We start from the raw sequence: 18,402 nt of genomic DNA, 5'->3' as shown, positions 1-18,402 counted from the left end.
CGGCTCGGTATAGCGCTGCATTCAGCTAGTCAAGGTCGCGTTCTGGACCAGTGAGACGGCCTTGATCAGGGCATAACAGCGCTGTCCCGGCTCCAGCCTGAGACTGTGCTGGGACTTACGGCTGATATTGGCCAGCAGGGGGACGCCGATATCAAGTTTGAAATGAACCTCATGACCGGAAATGTCGGGTGTGTCAATCTGCGTAACGGTGGCCGGAAGGATATTCAGAAAACTGGTGGTCGCCTGAGGCTGTTGCAAAGCGATGCCCACATTGCGCGCCAGCACATGGACCCTGAGTGATTCCCCCGGGCTGTTCGGCTGCAACGGCACATACAGATGACCGCCCGCAAACGACAGACGCGTCAAACCGAATTCAATTTCGTGCCCGTCCACGCGGGTTTCCAGCACCGAACCGGACATGTCGCCCAGGTATTGACTTAAAGTAAGTTCGGAACAGAGCTGCGCCAGCGGACCGCTGGCGATGCTGCGGCCGTTTTGCATCAGCACCAGGGTATCGGTGATTTGTAATACCTCGTGCAGTGAATGGCTGACATAGACCACCGGCATCTGCAGTTCATCGTGCAGCCGCTTGATAAAGGGTAGCACTTCCCGCTTGCGCGCCATATCCAGCGAGGCCAGCGGTTCATCCATCAGCAGCAGTTGAGGGCTGGCCAACAAGGCACGGCCGATGGCGACGCGCTGCTGTTCCCCCAACGAAAGGTGCTGTGGTCTGCGCGCCAACAACGGCCCCAAGGCAAGCAGATCGATGATCGTGTCCCAATCCAGTCGCCGTTGTGCCGGCGGCCTGCGCCGGTAGCCATATTCCAGGTTGGCGCGCACACCGAGATGATTGAACAGGCGCGGCTCCTGGAACACGTAAGCCAGACGTCTTTGATGAACAGGCAAAAAGATATTGCGGCGTTCATCCTGCCAAACCTGATCACCCAACTGCACATACCCTGTGGCACTGCGCTCCAGTCCCGCCAGGCAGCGCAGCACGCTGGACTTGCCCGCGCCGGAGGGCCCGAACAAGGTGGTGACGCCGGGGAGCGGCGCATCAAGTTCGGCCGTGAGTTTAAAACCGGGGTAGTTGAGCCCAAATCGGGCCTTCAGTTCCCTAGCCATGGCCGGGGTAGCGGCGATTGATAAGATACACCAGGGACAACACCACGAAGGTGAAGATCAGCAATCCGGCCGACAAGGTATGGGCACTGGCATAGTCCAGCACCTCGACCTGCTCGTAGATGGCGATGGACAACACACGGGTCTCGCCGGGGATACTGCCGCCCACCATGAGCACCACGCCGAACTCCCCTAAGGTATGGGTAAACCCAAGCACCGCGGCGGTGACATAGCCACGCAGGGCCAGCGGTATCATGACACTGACAAATGCATCCAGTGGTGAAGCACCCAAACACCCGGCCACTTCCAGGGGTTGACGGCCGACGGCAGCAAAGGCGTTTTGCAACGGCTGCACTACAAACGGCAATGAATAGATCACCGAGGCGATCACCAGACCGGAGAAGCTAAAGGTCAGTGCCGAGCCGGTGAGTTCGGCCCAGGGGCCACCGATGACGCCATTCGCACCGAGGACCAATAGCAAATAGAAGCCGATCACCGTCGGCGGCAGCACCAGGGGTAAGGCCACCACCGCCTCAACCGCCGCGCTCCATTTGGAGCGCGCACGGGTCAGCCACCAGGCCAGCGGCGTGCTCAGCAACAACAGGATAACAGTCGTGACTGCCGCCAGCTGCAGGCTTAGCCATACCGGGTCGAGATCAAGCCCGGCCATTATAAATAGCCATATCGTTTCATCACCCGGCGCGCCTCGTCGCCCTGCAAAAATCTTAGAAAACGGCGCGCCGCTGGATTGTCCCTGCCGGATTGCAACAACGCCGCACCTTGACGCAGCGGCCGGTAGTGTTGCTGCGGCACTGGCCAGTAGTATTCGCGATTAAAACGGTTGGCGGGACTCAGCACCTGAGACAGAGCCACGAATCCCAGCTCGGCGTTAGCGCTGGCGACAAACTGAAACGCCTGGCCGACGCTCTCGCCGCGCACCAATTTATGTTGCAGTGAAGCCCACAAGCCGAGCGACTGAAGGGCCTCCCGCGCCGCCGAACCGTAGGGTGCGGTGCGCGGATTGGCGACGGCGATGCGCTGCACTGCCGCATCGCTGAGGCTGCCCCGGTTGACAGGCCGGGCCGCGGCGCTCCACAACACCAACCGGCCGCGCGCATAGACAAAACGGCTGTCGGGCACCACCTTGCCCGTCTGCGCCAATCTGTCCAGATGGTGCTGGTCGGCGGCCAAGAACACATCGTAGGGCGCCCCGTGGATAATCTGGGCATAATGTTTGCCGCTGGAGGCGCTGCTGATGATCAATCGATCGCCGCTTTGCTCGGCATAAACAGGCTCGATGGCCTGCAGCGTCGCGAGAAAGTTGGCCGCCACCGCCACCCTCACCTCACCGGCCCGTACGCCGCCGGCGAACAGCACAGCGCTTAGCGCCAGATACACCGCACAGCGCTTCATCTAATGCTTACGGGTACAGGCGCAGGGTCGACCCGGCATCATTATTCGGAGCGAAAATAGCTGTCGGCGATGGCCGTGTGGAGTGAGCCCAATTCAACCTGAAAATCGTCGATGAACTGGTGCAACGCCTTGCGGCTAAGCCTTGGGGTCTTGACATCTTCCAGGTGTTTTTTCGCCTTGTTGAGATAACGCCGTGGTACGCGCGGATTGGGCAGGTGCTTCAGGCACTCGGCCACCGCATCCAGGCAATGGGCCATGGAGCGGGGAAAGGTGATCTCATGGAATAAATAGTCAAGCACATAGGGTCCGCGCACCCCGATATGCCCCTGCAGACGATAGGCCTGAAAGGCATTCAGGGATTTCAGCACATTGATCCAACGCACCGTGGCATAGGCCGGAATCTGAGTCTCTTGATCCACCAACAGGTTGGCCGCCGCCACATCGATGATACGGCTGCTCATGTCGGCACGTTCCAGGTTGCGGCCCAGACGCAGAAAATAGTAGCCGGCGTCATGGGTCAGCACGCCCATCAAAATGCCGGTCATGGTCTGGCAACGGCGGATCAGGCCGCGCATAAAATCGTCACGCTTGCGCCGTCCGATGGAGGACTTGGCGCGTTCCTGGGTATAGTGATAAAGCTCGTTGAGTTGTTCCCACACCTCATTGGGAATGATGTCGCGCGTCACCCGGCCGTTCTCGCGCGCCGCTTTGATATAGGCGGCGATGGAGCTGAGATTGCGCGTGTCGCAGATGAGAAAGTGCATCACCGTGCGCTCGTCCTGTTTGTCGGGATGCAGTTCGTCGAACTGCTCCTCCGCGCCAATGACCTTGGTGAGTTCGTACCAGCCCACTTCGGCATTGCGCGGCATGTCCAGCAACAGATTGGTCATGCTGTTGATCAGCCGCGCCGTGTCCTCGGCGCGTTCGATATAGCGCGCCATCCAGTAAACATTTTCCGCCACCCGCGACAGCATTATTTGCCTCCCATATCCACTACCCAGGTATCCTTGCTGCCACCGCCCTGCGAGGAATTGACCACCAGCGATCCTTCACGCAAGGCCACCCGACTCAAGCCGCCGGTGGTGGAATAGCTCTTTTCACCCTGCAGCGTGAAAGGTCGCAGATCCACATGGCGCGGCGCCACCCCGCCGTCGCACAGGGTGGGCACTGTGGAGATGTTCAAGGTAGGCTGGGCGATATAATTGCGTGGGTCTTTTTTGATCAGCCCGGCGAACTTCTTCAACTCGGTCTTACTGGCCTTGGGACCGACCAACAGACCGTAGCCGCCGGATTCGTTGGCCGGCTTGACCACCAGTTCGTCCAGGTGTTCGAGCACATATTCGCGCTGATCCTCGTACATGCAAAGATACGTGGGCACATTGGGGATGATGGGCGACTCGTTGAGGTAGTAACGGATGAGGTCGGGCACAAAGGCATACACCACCTTATCGTCGGCCACCCCGGCGCCGGGCGCATTGGCCAAGGCCACATGACCCTTGGCCCAGGCGCGCATCAGGCCCTTGCAGCCCAGCGCCGAATCCTTGCGGAACACCTCCGGATCGAGAAAATCGTCGTCGATACGGCGATAGATAACATCGATACGCTTGGGGCCGTAAACGGTGCGCATGTAGACCATGTCCTGCTCGTCCACGAACAGATCGCTGCCTTGCACCAGCTCGGCGCCCATCTGCTGCGCCAGATAGCTGTGTTCGAAATAAGCGGAGTTGTAGATGCCGGGCGTCAGCACCACCACTTCCGGGGTGTCCTCCTTGCGCGGCGAGAGCGAAGCGAGCATGTCATACAGCTGCGTGGTGTAATCGTCCACCGGCAGGATGTCGTAGTCCTCGAACAATTCTGGAAATACCCGCTTCATGACATGGCGGTTTTCCAGCATGTAGGACACCCCCGACGGTACCCGCAGGTTATCTTCCAACACGTACTGTTTACCGTCGGCGTCGCGCACCAGGTCGGTGCCGCAAATATGGGCCCAGACACCGTAGGGAGGTGTAATGCCCTCGCACTGGGCGCGATAATTCTTGGCGCCGTCCAATACCTCTTGTGGAAACACGCCATCCTTCACTACTTGTTGCTCGTTGTAGAGATCGGTGATGAACATGTTGAGGGCCTTCAGGCGTTGTTGCAGCCCGGCCTCGGTCTTGGCCCACTCCTTGGCGCTGATGATTCTCGGCACCAGGTCCAGCGGCCACATGCGGTCGATATTGCTGCCTTCGCTGTAGACGGTAAACGAGATGCCCAGGGCGCGAATGGCGAGATCGATGCCCTGGGTCAGGTCGGTCACCTCCTCATCGCCGAGATTGGCGAGGAAACGGCACAGAGAGCCGGCGGCACGGCGCGGATGGCCTTTGCTTGAGATCAGTTCGTCGTATCCCTTGCCGGGATCGTAGTTCTTAAAGTCGATGGCCATCTAGATTTCCGCACGGTCATAAGTTGTTCAACATTAGAACGTTTTCATCATCGGGGCGTCAACAGCCACGTATTCTTACCGCCGTTTGGGCGGCAGGTGGTGCGCCGTCCTGGCGGGTGTCGTGTACCGTATCGCCGGCGACCTGTTCAGCCAATGCCGCCGCCTTGGCCACATAAGCGCGATAACTGTCGCGCAACTCATCGAGGAAATTGGCCAGACTCTGCTTGTGCTGGGGTATGCAGCGCTCCGACACACGAAATGGTTCATGGATCACCGCGGCAAAGGCGCTGTGCTTAAGCCGTCTATCGAAATTGGCCACGGCAATGGGAACGATTAAAGGCTCGGGATCCAGCGCTGCGGCCAAATGGAAGGCGCCCTTGCGAAACGGGGCCGGCGAATCCTGCGACCAATGACTGGTGCCTTCCGGACAGATGATCAGGTTGATACCGCGCTGCAGATAGCTGCTGGCCAGTTCGTTAAACGCCGCACGTTGCATGGCCAGTGTCTGATCGGATGCCGCCACCACGTGCGACTCGCCGGTGTGGACATAGATATGGCCAAGGCGATCGTAATAGCCGTGGTGTCCGTGCTCTTCGCCACGCCCACGCCTGACCACACGCACGCCGCCGTCGCCATAGTTGGGATCGAGGATCATGGCGCTGACGAAGTGCGTATCCAGCGCCAACTCAAAGCCGTTGGGCAGCGCGTAACAGGGGTGGCTGATGAGATGATTGAGTATGAAGATGTGGCCGGGCGCGTCGGGCAGGTGTTCCGCTCCGCGAATGACATAGCGGGCGGCGCTGAAGGCCTGCTGAAAGCTGTGGCTGCAACGCTGCCTGACGCTGCGCGTGTCCTCGTCCAAGGGTGCCTGGGTGACTGCTTGATAGACCTGTTGCAGGCCCTGATAAAAACGCAATTCGCGCCATAGCTCGCTGAGGAGATCGACGCAGACGCCGGCTAGCGTGCGTTCCAAGCGTGAACCGTGGCGTTTGACGGACTCCAGACAATCGAAGGCCTCGGCATGGGTGATGCGGTTGGCCAGCAGGTGCGGCAACTTGTATAGCTTGGACGCGATCCCCAGCTGCGGACTGACCTGGGCCAACAGGTTCTGCACGGCGATTTCCTCCTGTTGATACCGTTGGGCGATGAGCTGAATACGCAGGGTACGCAAGCGCGCGCTGACTAGCCATAACAAGCGCTGCGCCAACAGCTCGCCGAACTCGGGCTGCGTCTCGGCCAAGTCCTCCAGCGCAGCGCTGTTGATCAAGGCAAGACTGCCGTCGCTGAGCGCGAGCGCTGTCTCCTCATGGCGGCCGGAGAGCGACAAGTCGGGATGGGCGATAATTTGTCCCGGCGTGGTATAGGAGCGCAGATAGATTTCATCCGACCCGTCGGCGGCGCTAAAACTGGATGCCACCGACCCGTCCATCAGCATCATCAAATAGTGCCCTGGCGCGCCCTGTTGATAGATGTATTCGTCCTTGCGGAAACGACGCAGCTCGACCAGGTCACCCAGTCGGTCGAGATAGGCTTCGGGAAAGACCTCGAAAAACAGCGAGTGGCCCAATATCTCGGACACGGCGGCCTCGCGACCTTCGTCCGGGCCATTGTCGGCGCGGTTTTGGCTCAGGGCCTCGAGCAGCAAGTCGGTCACCGACGGTGTTCGGCGTAGCTGTTGCCGGGCATCGGCGAGCAGGTTGAGCACACTCGACAGCACATAGTGATACAACTGGCGCGCTTGGCACGGGGCGCGGGAAAACAGGTGTTGTAGATCCTCGCTGGACCAGCGCAGCAACTGACAGTCGGTAATGGCTCGGGCGGAAGTGGCATAGCGCTGCGGCAAAGAAAAACCGGACCAGCCGAGCGGAAAGTATCGCAACGACAGATCACCGACCTTGAAGTGTTCATCGCGCCCTTGAAGTTGGATGGTATGCTCAACTTCACCGTCCAGCAAAAAATAGAAGTCAGCGGCAGGATGATATTGCCGGGTGATCATTTGGTTCGCCGCTAGGGTGACTGGCTGCGCCCGTTTACGCCAGTCGGCGACAAAGGCGCGCGGCGCGGCCGACCAGATAAGGTTCGCGAGTGTATCTAAATGGGCCACTGGAAAACGCCGTCCCTCGATTACATGATATTGTCGTAACACAAAGTGGATTGCAGCACTTAAACGCTTATGCAAGGCCTATGCCTGATGTTGCGGAAGATTTGATGGACACCCCCTACGACGATGACACGCCGGCCGCGGACACCCTCCAACGCCCCGCCGATTTTGACGACTTCTGGCTCGACACGCTCAATACGCTGGCCACCATCCCATTTGAAATCCAGGTTGAACGATCGCAATCCCTCGGCAACGGGCTGCAACTGGACAGCCTGTGTTTCCAATCCTGGGCGGCATGCCCCATTCGCGGCTATTTGTTGCACCAAAACAGCGCCAAACCCAGGCCGCTGGTGGTCTATACCCATGGTTACAACGGTCAATACGACATCGCACGGCCGTGGGCCGAGCGCGGCCTAGATGTGTTCGGCTTTGACATTCGCGGCTTCGGCCGCTCCAAAGTGGGGGGCTCAATTCATGCCGAGGGTTGGATTCTGACCGGTATCGAGTCAGCTCGAACATCAATCCTACGCGGCGCCATGTGCGATTACTATCGCGCCGTGGATGTGGCGCGGCGCCTATTGCCACAGCCGCCGCGCACCCTGTTCTACGGCTACAGCTTCGGCGGTGCCCTGGCGCTGATGGGCGCCGCACTGCGTCAGGACGCCGATTGCGTCGCGGCCGGCGTGCCCTCTCTGGGCTGGATGGCGGGCCGGCGACAACTGGTGAAGGCGGGTTCGGGCAAGGAGGTCAACGACCATCTGGCGCGTCATCCCCGGCTCATTGAAACGGTGATGAACAGCCTGGCCTATTTCGACTGCGCCAATTTCGCCGACCGCGTGCAGGCACCCTGCCTAATCGGCGTCGGTTTGCGGGATATTGTCGTGCCCGCCGCCACGGTACGTGCTATCAGTGACCGGCTCCGCTGCGCCAAGGTAGTGCGCGAGTTTCCGGTCAGTCATAGTAATCTGAAACAAGAACAGCTGTGGCGCAACTTTGAAACTGAATGGATCAATCTGGCCCTGAACGGACAATTGGCCAAAATGTGACCCGCGTCGATTGACTCCATGATTGCGGTTGCGGCAGAGTGCTATTAACCCGTACGAGGAATCTCATGATGAATATCCGACGCTGTCTGCCCTTACTGCTCCCGGTGCTGTTGGCTGGCTTGCTGGGCCCCCATGCGGCCTTGGCCGCGGTATACAAATGGACCGATGCGGCGGGCGTCACCCACTACGCCCATACCCCGCCACCCGAGCAACACTTCTCCGTTGTGGAGACCAGCCCCCAATCCAGATCCAGCCAAACCCAGCCAGCCACCTCCAACCCAGCGACTGCGGCCGACGCGGCCCCCAGTGACCCGCGGGCGCCGGGGGCCGTGGCCGTCACAGCGCCTCAAGCGGATGCGGAAAAATGCCGGCAGGTCGCCGCGGACATGGAAAAATTGACGAACACTGCACGCATTCGCTTGCAAAGCGGTGAAACCAGCAAAATCCTCACCGATGAGGAAAAACAGGCCCTGATTGAAGAACGTCGCGTGTGGCATGAGAAATATTGCGGCGAATGAGCGGCCGTCGTCAAAAATGACGCAAGCAGGGTTGTGATCCGGCGCTGGCAACGGCAGCCGTCAAACACCACACCGTTCGCTATAATACTATTTAAGATTCAAAAGCTTAATTTGATCTTCCAAAATTTAACTGCGTTATTTGTCATTTTTCCGCGTAATCTCGAAAAACAGTAAATATCTCTTCAGGAAAAAATTCGCGGCGGGACTTGAAATTTATATTCCAACATCGCTAATGTGATATTGAACTCATTCTGAGTTTTACACTCTAGTTATGGAAGGGCTAACGACTACATTGTCGGTGCCGATAGATATAATGGATCTTTAAAAGCTGCAGCCACCCCGACAGACTCCCTGTACTGATCTAGACTCAATTGGCTGCAGGGATATCCAAATACCGAGGACATAGTTTTTCAGCGACGACCGCTGTGTCCCGCGGGGGCTGTACCTGATCCATGAAGGATATATTTGATTACGGACATCACTAAAGCAGCGAGGTAAATCGGCATGAGTATCCTAAACCAATACCGGGATCGGTACGAGGACGCCAAAGAGGAAGAAATGAGCCTCCAGGAGTACCTGGACCTGTGCAAATCAGATCCCTCTGTTTACGCAAGTGCAGCCGAACGCATGTTGATGGCAATTGGCGAACCTGAACTTGTCGATACGCGCAAAGACACCCGACTGAGCCGGATGTTCTCCAACAAGGTCATCAAGATCTACCCCGCTTTCAAAGAATTTTACGGCATGGAAGAGACCATCGAACAGATCGTCTCGTTCTACAAGCATGCCGCCCAGGGCCTGGAAGAGAAAAAGCAGATTCTGTACCTGCTCGGCCCAGTCGGCGGCGGCAAATCCTCGCTCGCGGAAAAACTTAAATCCTTGATGGAGAAGGTCCCTTTCTATGCCATCAAGGGATCACCGGTGAACGAATCACCGCTGGGACTGTTTTCACCGGAAGAAGACGGCCGCATCCTGGAGGAGGATTACGGTATTCATCGCCGCTACCTGCCCGGCGTCATGTCACCGTGGGCGATCAAACGTCTGCATGAGTTCAATGGCGACCTGTCCAAGTTCAGGGTAGTGCGTATGAAGCCGTCCGTGCTGCAACAAATCGCTGTGGCCAAAACTGAGCCCGGCGACGAAAACAATCAGGATATCTCATCACTGGTCGGTAAAGTGGATATCCGCAAGCTTGAGCAGTTCTCGCAGGACGACCCGGACGCCTACAGCTACTCCGGCGGTCTGTGCCTGGCCAATCAGGGCTTGCTGGAATTCGTGGAAATGTTCAAGGCACCCATCAAGGTGCTGCACCCGCTGCTCACCGCTACCCAGGAAGGCAACTACAAAGGCACCGAGGGTTTCCCCGCCATCCCCTTCAACGGCGTCATCCTGGCCCACTCCAATGAATCCGAGTGGCTGTCGTTCAAGAACAACAAAAACAACGAAGCCTTTCTCGACCGCATCTATATAGTCAAGGTGCCGTATTGCCTGCGTGTCTCCGAAGAGGTGAAGATATACCAGAAACTGTTGAAGAGCAGCTCGCTGCGCGAGTCCCCCTGCGCACCCGACACTCTGGAAATGATGGCCCAGTTTGCCGTACTCACCCGGCTAAAAGAGCCGGAGAACTCCAGTATCTATTCCAAGATGCGCATCTACGACGGTGAGAATTTGAAGGACGTGGACCCCAAGGCCAAGTCGCTGCAGGAATACAAAGACGCAGCCGGCCCGGATGAAGGCATGACGGGTCTGTCCACCCGCTTCGCCTTTAAGATCCTGTCCAAGGTATTCAACTACGATCACTCTGAGGTGGCGGCCAACCCGGTGCATCTGCTCTATATTTTGGAGCAGCAGGTGGAACAGGAACAGTACCCCCCTGAAGTCAAGGACAGGTATCTGTCGTACCTGAAGGGCTACCTGGCACCTAATTACGCCGAATCACTGACCAAGGAATTGCAGACGGCCTATCTCGAATCGTATGCCGAGTTTGGTCAGAACATCTTCGACCGTTACGTCACATATGCGGATTATTGGATCCAGGATTCCGAGTACCGCGACCCGGACACCGGCGAAATGCTTGACCGTGCGGCCCTTAATGATGAGTTGGAGAAGATCGAGAAACCGGCCGGCATCAGTAATCCTAAGGATTTTCGCAACGAGATCGTCAATTTCACCCTGCGCGCCCGGGCGAATAATGCCGGTAAGAATCCGGCCTGGACCAGCTACGAAAAGATGCGCTCGGTAATTGAGACCAAAATGTTTTCCACCACGGAAGATATTCTGCCGGTGATCTCCTTCAGCGCCAAGTCGTCTACCGAGGAACATAAAAAGCATCAGGAGTTCGTCGACCGGATGGTATCGAAAGGCTATACACCGAAGCAGGTGCGGCTACTGTGCGAATGGCACCTGAGGACGCGCAAGTCGTCATAAATGCCGACGAGGACCTCCGCGATCAAGGGGCTCCCGCCAGGCAGACAGCGTGCACAAATTGAGGTGGATGTATTGTGAGCCAGATTATCGACAGACGTGTCAATGGAAAGAATAAAAGCGCGGTAAATCGGCAAAAATTTATCGGGCGCTATAAAAAGCACCTGAAAAAGGCCGTCGAAGACGCCGTCTCCAAACGCAGCATCACCGACATGGAGCGCGGTGAGAATGTCAACATCCCTTCCCGCGACATCTCGGAACCCACCTTCGGCATCGGCCGCGGCGGTAAGCGTGACACTGTCTTCCCCGGCAACAAGGAGTTTGTCACCGGCGATGAAATTCCGCGCCCCAAAGGGGGGGCCGGCCAGGGTGGTGGAAAAGACGCCAGCAGCTCGGGCGAGGGTGAGGATGACTTTACCTTTACCCTCTCGCGCGAAGAGTTCATGGACCTGTTTTTCGAAGACCTTGAGCTGCCCAACATGATCAAGACCCAGCTGGCCAAGGACATTCAATTCAAGAAGGTCCGCGCCGGCTATACCACCACCGGCAACCCCTCCAATATCAATGTGGTTCGCTCCATGAAGGGTGCTCTGGCACGCAGGATCGCCCTCGCCGGCCCATATAACAGCCAGATCAGGGAAATAAACGAGCAGATCGCCGATGAAAAGGCGTCTCCCACACCGGACGAAAAACGCATCACCATACTGGAGGAGGAAATCCTCAGCCTGAAAGGCAAGGTTAAGCGCATTCCCTACATCGACACCTTTGACCTTAGATATAACAACCGCATCGACGAACCGGTCCCGACCACGCAGGCGGTGATGTTCTGTCTGATGGATGTGTCCGGTTCCATGGGTGAATTCGAAAAGGATGTTGCCAAGCGCTTCTTCACCCTGCTCTACCTGTTTCTGACGCGGTCATACGAGTATATCGAGCTGGTCTTCATCCGCCACCACACCATAGCCAAGGAAGTGGACGAGGAAGAATTCTTCTATTCCCGTGAAACCGGGGGTACGGTGGTGTCGAGCGCCTTGAAACTGATGCGGGAAATCATTCAGGATCGCTATCCGACAACCGAGTGGAACATTTACGCCGCCCAAGCCTCCGATGGTGACAACTGGACCGATGATTCGCCCACCTGTCGGAATCTTCTGATCGAATCCATCATGCCGTACCTGCAGTACTACGCCTATATCGAGATCAATGCAGACACGCCCATCGGCAACCTATGGCGAGAATACGAGAAGGTATCCGAGACGTGTCCCAACTTCGCTATGCAAAAGCTGGTTGAAGTCGGGGAAATATATCCAGTATTCCGCAAACTATTCGAGAAGCAGCAGTAATGGGAAAACATATATCCGCAACATCCGAATGGACCTTTGACCTGCTCAAGGATTACGACCGCGAAATCTCCCGTATCGCCGCCGATTTCGGCCTCGACACCTATCCCAACCAAATCGAGGTCATCTCCGCAGAACAGATGATGGATGCCTACTCCACGATCGGCATGCCGGTGGGCTACCATCACTGGTCCTTCGGCAAACAGTTCCTCAGCGTGGAACAACGCTACAAGCGGGGCCACATGGGGTTGGCCTACGAAATCGTGATCAATTCCAGCCCTTGTATAGCCTACCTCATGGAAGAAAACACCATGCCTATGCAAGCGCTGGTGATCGCCCATGCCTCTTACGGCCACAATTCGTTTTTCAAGAACAACTATTTGTTCAAAACCTGGACGGTCGCGGATTCCATTATCGACTATCTGCTGTTCGCCAAGAGCTATGTGCTCAAATGCGAACAACGTTACGGTACCGACGAAGTGGAGCAATTAATTGATTCCTGCCATGCGCTCATGAACTACGGCGTGGATCGCTATAAACGCCCGAAGCGCATTTCTCTACGCAATGAGGAGGCCCGCCAACGGGAACGTGAGGAATATCTCCAGTCCCAAGTCAATGATCTATGGCGGACGCTGCCCATCGCGGATAAAGATGCACAGGCACAGCAAGAGCCGATTTGGCCGCCCGAGCCTCAGGAAAATCTGCTCTACTTTATAGAAAAGAATTCGCCCATCCTCGAAACCTGGCAGCGCGAGATCGTACGCATCGTCAGAAAGGTCGCACAATACTTCTATCCACAGCGTCAAACCCAGGTGATGAACGAAGGCTGGGCTACGTTCTGGCACTACACACTCTTGAACAAACTGTACGACGAGGGGTTGGTGAATGACGGTTTTATGATAGAGTTCCTACAGTCCCATACCAACGTGATATACCAGCCTCCCTTTGACAGTCCGTACTACAGCGGACTCAACCCCTATACACTGGGGTTCAACATGTACCAGGATCTGAGACGTATCTGCGAAGAACCCACCGACGAAGATCGCTACTGGTTTCCGGACATCGCCGGCGGTGATTGGCTCAAGGTGCTGGACTTCGCCATGCGCAACTTTAAAGACGAGAGTTTCATCGCTCAATACCTGTCCCCCAAGGTGATCCGCGATCTTAAGCTGTTTTCCATTCTCGACGACGATCGCGAGTCCAGCTTGAATGTATCGGCTATTCATGACGAAAAAGGTTATCGTCACATCAGACGTACGCTTTCCGACCAATACAATCTCGGCAGTCGCGAACCGAATCTGCAGGTCTACAAGGTGGACCGACGCGGTGACCGTTCGTTGACCTTGAAATATGAACCTTACAACCGCCGGCCGCTGGGCGACGAAACCGAAGAGGTATTAAAACACCTGGTTAGGCTATGGGGATTTACCACCCGCATCGAAACCTTTCACGAAGACGGTTCAAGCGAAATCACTCACGAATGCAGCGGCGCTTAGCGGGCTTTTAGGAAGACAGCCAATTATTCAAGGTTTTCTTCAACGTAGATAGACGGATAGGCTTGGCGACATAGTCGTCCATACCCGCATCAATACATTTCTCTCTGTCCCCCTCCATGGCATTACCCGTCATCGCTATAATATTGACGTGCGTGTTATCGCTTTCGTCTCGTCGGATTTGGCGTGATGCCTCATAGCCGTCCATCACCGGCATCTGGCAATCCATGAAGATCAGTTCAATAGACGGGTTCGCATGCAACAAATCGAGAGCCTGCTGACCGTCATTAGCGAGTACCGCCTCATATCCAAGTTTGTTTAGCATCGTGACAATAACGCGCTGATTGATCTCATTGTCTTCGACAACCAAGATACGCCTGTCATTTTCACTATGCTGCTGTTCCGCCGCCCCGGCAAGGACTGTCTCATGGGTATTCGCGCTTAGGGTGAGTAGTTCAACAAAGCACTTGAAACGTAACGGTATCATTACCTTTGACGCGTTATCGAAGCGTTGAATATATTCGTCGACGCTATGGGAGTCCATGTGGTTCACCAACACATGAACCGGATGCCTGGAAATTGATGCCCATAGGTTCGACGCACACACTTCGGGAAGGGCTTCGGCATCGACGAAAAATTGATGTCTCCCTGGGAGCGGTTTGAATTCCAAATAGTCCCGCCCCGCCATCCAACGATAAGGATTACCTAAATGATCGCAATAGCTCTTAAAAATGGATGATTGAATTCTGTCACCGACCAGGTAGGTAACCGTTAGGTCCTCGGGCAGCGCCTCACCGGCGTCGTCAACCATATCGCCGGGATTCAGCTTCGCCAACGGCAGTGACACGGAGAAACGACTTCCCTTGCCGAACTCGGACTCGAGTTCCACATCGCCGCCAAGCAATTCGCACAACTGATTGACTATGGCCAGGCCCAGGCCTGTACCGCTGTATTTACGCGTGGAGGAGCCATCCACTTGAACAAATGATTCAAACGCCTTCTCCTTGGAGTCAGTCTCGATTCCGATACCGGTGTCTATGACCTCAATCACCAGACTGGCTGATTCGTGCCCTGCCCCGCTCACTGAGGCGCGCACCAGCACATGTCCATTGTCGGTGAATTTTATGGCATTGCTGACCAAGTTATACACGACCTGCTTCAATCGGTGTGAATCGGAAACAATGGTGCGTGGAACGTCAAAAGATACATCTGCGTATATGCGAAGCCCCTTTTCATGGGCCTTGGTGGCAAATAACTCCACCACATCTTCAATCAGCTCTCGGGGCGAAAATGGCGCGGCATTAAGCGACAACTTACCCGCCTCTATCTTGGAGAAATCCAACACATCGTTAATGATGCTCATCAAATGATCCGCGGATCGCAGCGCGATGTCGGCGAAATTGCGCTGCTCTGAATCCAAATTACTGTCGGCCAATAGCTGCAGCATGCCGAACATGCCGTTCATGGGCGTTCTGATTTCGTGACTCATATTGGCGAGGAATTCACTTTTCACCCGGGCCGATTCGAGCGCTGCATCACGGGCCTCCTTGAGCGCTATTTGAGCATTGACCGATTCACTCTCATCCATTCCCACTGCCAGCACGGTGGCCTTGTTTGGATCTCGCGATGGATGATCGATACGAACGCTGTTGAACTGATAAGGCACGCTGCCGCCGGGGATAAGGATCTCGGTATGCAATTCCCCCTTGCCGTCGCGAATACAGGCTTGGATAGAATCCCGCAGCGCGGCACTGAATGTTTCCGGCACAAAATCCGCGGCGTTCATCTCCGCGATCTGAGCCTTGCTGTAACCGGTAACCTGTTCCACACGCCGGTTCCACCAAATGGGATTGCCTTGCGGGTCGACCTCGACAATAATGCCCGGAATGGTCGCCACCACGGCCTCATGTTGGGCCAGCAGGGTTTTGAGACTTTGCTCACTTTTTCTCAGGGCCTGCTCTGCGCTGACCCGTTCATCGATCTCCTGGAGCAGCGAAGTATGCTGCTGTTCCGCATATTCCCGCCGCTGCTCCAGCGCCTGCATCATTGTATTGAAGGCGCGCGACATGTTTTCGATCTCGACCGGGCCGGCCAACTCGGCCCTGACGCTGTTATCGCCCTTCTCCGCTTTCTTCATCAAGGAAATAAACTGATACAGAGGCTCGACCACGCGCCCGGTAATCAGCACCGCAACCAACAGCACCACTAAAGCGATGGCAATGGATATAAACAGGTTATCCAGCAACAGCTCCTGTTGGATTTTGAACAGACTGCTGCGGTCGATGGTAACGCTGACGAAGCCCAACAACCTGGGCGTCTGATTGAACAACGTATCGATAGTGCCCGTGCCGTCATCGAGCACATCGGTGTCATAGACGGGGGCAACGAAGACCCAAAGTGACTCGGTTTCCTCGGCCAGGACCGGCTCAAAGGACTCCGCCTCGACCGGCAACACTCCAGTCAGATCGTTCTGTGCGGCGGAGTCGGTGCCGATCAGCAGCTCACCATCGGCGGTGTAGATTCCCAGTGACTTTACATTGGAATGGGAAAGTGTGGTTTCCAGGTCATCAATGGCACTATCACCCGCCCCGGAGAGCAGCGGCAGAATACTGCGATGGGCGAATCCGCGGGTAATCTGTATGGCCTGGTCATACACCAGGTCAGAGATGCGTTTGTTGATAATGAACCCGGCCGTCAGACTGCCGATAACCGCCAGCAACAGAATGCCCGATGCAATCAGGGCGATGATCTGCCAATGGAAATTGATCCTGAAGCCGTTCGGGCGGCGGGTATTCATGCGTGGAACATCGTTGTGGTGCTCAATACGGGGCTATTCGCTCTGCTCCGCCTGGGGTGGAAATTTAGCCACCAGGTCCAGCATCGCGTCGGCCCTTTTCACCTTCAACGGCAGCCACGTGCCGAAGTGTGTCGACTTGACGATATCGATGACTTGTTCGACCTCGGTAATTTTACTGCCCGCCATACCCACGATCAGGTCGCCGGGCTTCAGCCCCAGCCCCTCGGCCACGCTATCGGGGACGATATCTTTAATCACCACACCGTTTTCGCCCGCGTCAAGGTAAACACCCAGCCGCGGCCCGTCGTTGGGCCCCCGTTGTTCCGAAAAGCGAAACGCCTTCAAGCCGATCACCGCGTCGGCAAAATTTTTCTGGATATAATCACATTCGAATTCCGGATCCCAGGGAATCAAGACGTAGGGCTTGGGCATCCCCAAATCGGCCAACTGCTCGGGCACCCCGAAGTCATACATCATGTGCCCACTGCCCAGCACGGCGACGAACTGCGCATCGGGATTTGCGCGCGCGCCTTCGGCAATGGCCTGTGCCATGGCCCTGTCCCACACCTGCTGGCTCTCAACAAAACGCGCAAAGCCGGGCATGGCCATCGCCTTCTGCACCAATTCTTTGTCACTGCCCTCGGCGTGATTCTCGCCATGCTGCATGAAGACGTTGGCCAGTAATTGACGATAGCCTTCACTGGCGGCGGCCGGCTCCGAGACCCCTTCTTTGCGCTCTTCGCTGACGTTACCCCAACCTTGCCTGCCCACTTCACGGATCAAGGTCCGATCCACATTCAGCGCGTATATGGGGATGCTGTTCATGCGGGCAAAATGAAACAGGGGAAGATAGAGCTGGGGATCGAAACTCCAGTACTCATCCCAGTTCACCCTTTGCAGAAACGCCTCCTCGCTCAGCGTCCCGGCAACCCATTCGTCGAGCACGCCCTGAACCTGGCGCGGAAACATCTCGAAGCCCAGCACCATCTGGGGATCCAGGCTGTGCAATCCGGTAATCATCTGCAACTGCCAGCGGTGGTGTTCCATGTTGTCATGATGCTCGCCCAGCAACACGATGCGGCGCTTGGCGCTGGACTTAATCAAATCAACCACGCTGATCTGCTTTCCGCTGGCGGGCATTAGAACGCTGCCGACGGGGACACAATCGTCCGCCGTCACTGCCGTACCGAACAACAGCGTCGCCAGCAATGCCCAGCGCGGCCCATACGCACGAATTGCCAGGAATGGATTACTAATCAATAGAAAAACCCCCAATTGAGTTGTATCGGTACCAGAGAAAACATGTTGGTCGAGTAAGTCATCGGAACTGCGTGTTTAACTAATAAGACGTTGCGAAGCCCTTACCTTAGCAAAATCAACCGGCGATTCTTGCTAAAAATTGTTATGGCAAAACGTTTCACTAAATAACAATATGTTGAGAGCTATTCTTAATGTTTAATATAGCATTCTAATGGTAATTTACACTTAAAGCCCCGAGTTACTCACAAGCTGGCATCAGATGGGTTTGTGTGACAATAGACCTCTTCTGATCATCGCGCCGCTTCGTTTGACCCACTTTTAGCCTCGAATAATCAATAGCTTACAAGGTGGCTATTTTTTAATCAATTTGTCATGGAGCCCGATTTTATCAAGCTTGCACGCCCTTCCGGGCAACTCATCCACAAAGTTATCCACAGCTTTTGTGGATAACGCGAGATATCTT

Annotated in this window: 13 protein-coding genes; 5 read left to right on the top strand and 8 right to left on the bottom strand. The window is 56.0% G+C overall.

Translation table 11 applies throughout. The features are described 5' to 3' along the window. Window positions 1–21: 21 nt before the first annotated feature. The 6 genes from Tel_08865 to Tel_08840 are packed head-to-tail and all read right to left on the bottom strand — an operon-like array spanning window position 22 to window position 6,956. Window positions 22–1,125, bottom strand: coding sequence for a molybdenum ABC transporter ATP-binding protein (locus tag Tel_08865; protein ALP53256.1), 1,104 nt, complete (start codon window positions 1,123–1,125; stop codon window positions 22–24). Beyond that, window positions 1,118–1,792, bottom strand: coding sequence for a molybdenum ABC transporter permease (locus Tel_08860; protein ID ALP53255.1), 675 nt, complete (start codon window positions 1,790–1,792; stop codon window positions 1,118–1,120). The genes Tel_08865 and Tel_08860 overlap by 8 nt, the downstream gene beginning before the upstream one ends. Further along, window positions 1,792–2,535 (bottom strand): hypothetical protein, encoded by a 744-nt coding sequence (locus Tel_08855; protein ALP53254.1) that lies wholly within the window; start codon window positions 2,533–2,535, stop codon window positions 1,792–1,794. The genes Tel_08860 and Tel_08855 overlap by 1 nt, the downstream gene beginning before the upstream one ends. A 41-nt stretch (window positions 2,536–2,576) precedes the next feature. Further along, entirely contained in the window at window positions 2,577–3,509 is a 933-nt protein-coding gene (locus tag Tel_08850) for a hypothetical protein (protein ID ALP53253.1), read from the bottom strand. Further along, window positions 3,509–4,960, bottom strand: a complete 1,452-nt coding sequence (locus Tel_08845; GenBank protein ID ALP53252.1) for a hypothetical protein — start codon at window positions 4,958–4,960, stop codon at window positions 3,509–3,511. Before Tel_08845 ends, Tel_08850 begins: the two co-directional genes overlap by 1 nt. Window positions 4,961–5,018: 58 nt before the next feature. Beyond that, entirely contained in the window at window positions 5,019–6,956 is a 1,938-nt protein-coding gene (locus Tel_08840) for a hypothetical protein (GenBank protein ID ALP53251.1), read from the bottom strand. Window positions 6,957–7,144: 188 nt separating this feature from the next. On the opposite strand from Tel_08840, the gene Tel_08835 reads away from it, so the two are divergent. From Tel_08835 to Tel_08815, 5 genes are all read left to right on the top strand, one after another. Beyond that, on the top strand, window positions 7,145–8,107 hold the full coding sequence (locus tag Tel_08835; protein ID ALP53250.1) for a hypothetical protein: 963 nt from the start codon (window positions 7,145–7,147) through the stop codon (window positions 8,105–8,107). Between the two features lie 68 nt (window positions 8,108–8,175). Next, window positions 8,176–8,625, top strand: a complete 450-nt coding sequence (locus Tel_08830) for a hypothetical protein (GenBank protein ALP53249.1) — start codon at window positions 8,176–8,178, stop codon at window positions 8,623–8,625. A 504-nt stretch (window positions 8,626–9,129) separates the two neighbouring features. Further along, window positions 9,130–11,052, top strand: coding sequence for a serine/threonine protein kinase (locus Tel_08825; GenBank protein ID ALP53248.1), 1,923 nt, complete (start codon window positions 9,130–9,132; stop codon window positions 11,050–11,052). A gap of 74 nt (window positions 11,053–11,126) precedes the next feature. Next, window positions 11,127–12,392: a hypothetical protein gene (locus Tel_08820; protein ALP53247.1), complete on the top strand. Its 1,266-nt coding sequence runs from the start codon at window positions 11,127–11,129 to the stop codon at window positions 12,390–12,392. Continuing rightward, window positions 12,392–13,885, top strand: coding sequence for a SpoVR family protein (locus tag Tel_08815; GenBank protein ALP53246.1), 1,494 nt, complete (start codon window positions 12,392–12,394; stop codon window positions 13,883–13,885). Before Tel_08820 ends, Tel_08815 begins: the two co-directional genes overlap by 1 nt. 7 nt (window positions 13,886–13,892) lie before the next feature. Here Tel_08815 and Tel_08810 read toward each other — a convergent pair whose 3' ends face one another. Together Tel_08810 and Tel_08805 are read right to left on the bottom strand one after the other, a co-directional pair. Continuing rightward, window positions 13,893–16,679 (bottom strand): hypothetical protein, encoded by a 2,787-nt coding sequence (locus Tel_08810; protein ALP53245.1) that lies wholly within the window; start codon window positions 16,677–16,679, stop codon window positions 13,893–13,895. Between the two features lie 33 nt (window positions 16,680–16,712). Next, window positions 16,713–17,819, bottom strand: coding sequence for a hypothetical protein (locus Tel_08805; protein ALP53244.1), 1,107 nt, complete (start codon window positions 17,817–17,819; stop codon window positions 16,713–16,715). Window positions 17,820–18,402: the final 583 nt, after the last annotated feature.

The sequence above is a fragment of the Candidatus Tenderia electrophaga genome (assembly GCA_001447805.1).
Lineage (GTDB): Bacteria > Pseudomonadota > Gammaproteobacteria > Tenderiales > Tenderiaceae > Tenderia > Tenderia electrophaga.
The sequence above is the reverse complement of the archived record's forward strand: the minus strand, read 5'-3'. Positions and strand labels throughout refer to the sequence as shown.